The sequence below is a fragment of the Xenorhabdus eapokensis genome (assembly GCF_001908105.1).
Map to the genome: position 1 here is coordinate 1 of NZ_MKGQ01000094.1, position 1,957 is coordinate 1,957.

General features: G+C 37.8%; 1 protein-coding gene. It reads left to right on the forward strand.

What is annotated here, in order from left to right:
* The first annotated feature begins 124 nt into the window (after window positions 1-124).
* Window positions 125-1,666 carry an MFS transporter gene (locus tag Xedl_RS19385; protein WP_074025344.1) on the forward strand — a complete coding sequence of 514 codons (1,542 nt, stop codon included), beginning with the start codon at window positions 125-127 and terminating at the stop codon, window positions 1,664-1,666.
* Window positions 1,667-1,957: the final 291 nt, after the last annotated feature.

Consider the following 1,957-nt stretch of genomic DNA (forward strand, 5'->3'; position numbering starts at 1 on the left):
CACATTAGGTATTTTTGCCAACTTTAAACAAGGTAAAAAACAACGCGACTGGCTTCAACAAACTCTCGTTATTGGGTGTTAAAGTCGAGCATCGCGTTAATTTATAAAATATCAAAAGGTTGTTATGAAAAATACATCTATGCAGCAGGGGAAATACGCTTTAATTGCAGTGTGTTTATCTGCCCTTATGTTAGGGTTGGAGATATCAAGCATTCCACCGGTTCTTTCAACGATAGAAAAAGTCATGGGTGCTAGTTTTAGCCAACTCCAATGGATAATGACGGCATATACGATTGCAATGACAACCATCTTAATGGCTGTTGGTACTATTGCAGATCGCTATGGGCGTAAAAAAATCTTTATTCTAGGGATTGTTTTCTTTGGTATTACGTCTTTAATTTGTGGCCTCACAATCAATGCAACAGTTCTTATTATCGCGCGTTTTTTACAAGGATTCAGTGCTGCAATGATGCTGATTTGCCAGATATCGATTCTTTCTAACCAATTTCGTGATGGAAAAGAGAGGGGCAATGCCTTTGCGTTTTGGGGGATTGTTTTTGGTGCAGGGCTTGGTTTCGGACCGATAATTGGTAGCCTTATGCTTACTTATATCAATTGGCAATCGGTCTTTTTAATTCACGTCTTTTTATCCATTATCACCCTACTATTAGGTGTAAAAGGAGTACAAGAATCACGTAATACCAATGCAGCTAAATTGGATTTAAAAGGCATACTAACATTATCTATTAGCGTTTTCTGTTTGGTGCTATTTATTACTCAAGGACCACGGTTAGGTTTTAACAGTATAGAAGCATTAAGTATCATTGGATTATCAATTATAAGCTTTATTGCTTTTGTTGTTGTCGAACGTACTAATAGCCAAGCGATGTTTGAATTTTCTGTATTTAAAATTCGTAATTTCTCGGGCGCGCTATTGGGATCGATGGGACAAAATTTCAGCTTTTGGCCATTTATCATCTACCTGCCTATCTATTTTCACTTAGCTTTGGGTTATAACAGTATTGAAACAGGCTTAGCCTTACTGGCATACACATTACCCACGCTTTTTATTCCTCCATTCGCTGAGCGTTTGACCGTTCGTTACAAACCAAGAATGGTGATCCCGATAGGTCTGTGTATCATTAGCACGGGGTTTATTTTAATGCTGATTGCCAATAGGCATAACCAGGAAGCATGGATAATGCTACTTGGTTGCATGTTAGCGGGGGTCGGCGTTGGTGCGACAAACACGACAGCAACCAATACGATAACGGCCTCAGTTCCTGTTGAACGAGCAGGAATGGCATCGGGTTCCGACACAAGCGCCCGCATGATCTCATTAGCATTTAATATTGCGGTAATGGGATTTCTTTTAGTTGAAGGGATTATTGTCTATTTAAATAACCACTTAAATTTAATCGGTCATGAACAAATACGAGGATTAGCAGAAAAAATAGCAATGGGAGATACTACTGCTGTAGAAAGTAGTATCAGTCATATAACAGATCCTAATGATATTATCCACATAGCCTTAATTTCTGGTTTTGAATGGCTAATGGCTTATGCTGCAACAAGCGCTTGTTTATTGGCAATAATAAGTTTTGCTGTTTTCTCGTTGAGAAATAAATTATATTGCCAATCTGTCCTTAATGAATATAAAAACTAATGGAATAATTATTCAGAGGCTATCTGTTTCTGAAAAACAACGAAAGTAATGTGAATTGCGGCTCAGTTAGAGTAAGACTGAGCTGAACAATAAGGTAGAACTTGGATAATATCGATTTGTATATTAAATATCCTTAACGTACAATAAATTCCGATCTCCAAACTACCCCCTAATACAGGGCGCGAGCATACTTTTTTTTAGCACCTCTTGAATGAAGGCAAATGACATGATCTAATGAGATTTATTTTCCTTCTCATTGCTGACCTATGACTCTGATTGAACACTTATCCG

What these genes read in the sequence shown, in the direction of transcription:
- Xedl_RS19385 (WP_074025344.1), top strand. Translation starts at nt 125, where the DNA reads ATGAAAAATACATCTATGCAGCAGGGGAAATACGCTTTAATTGCAGTG.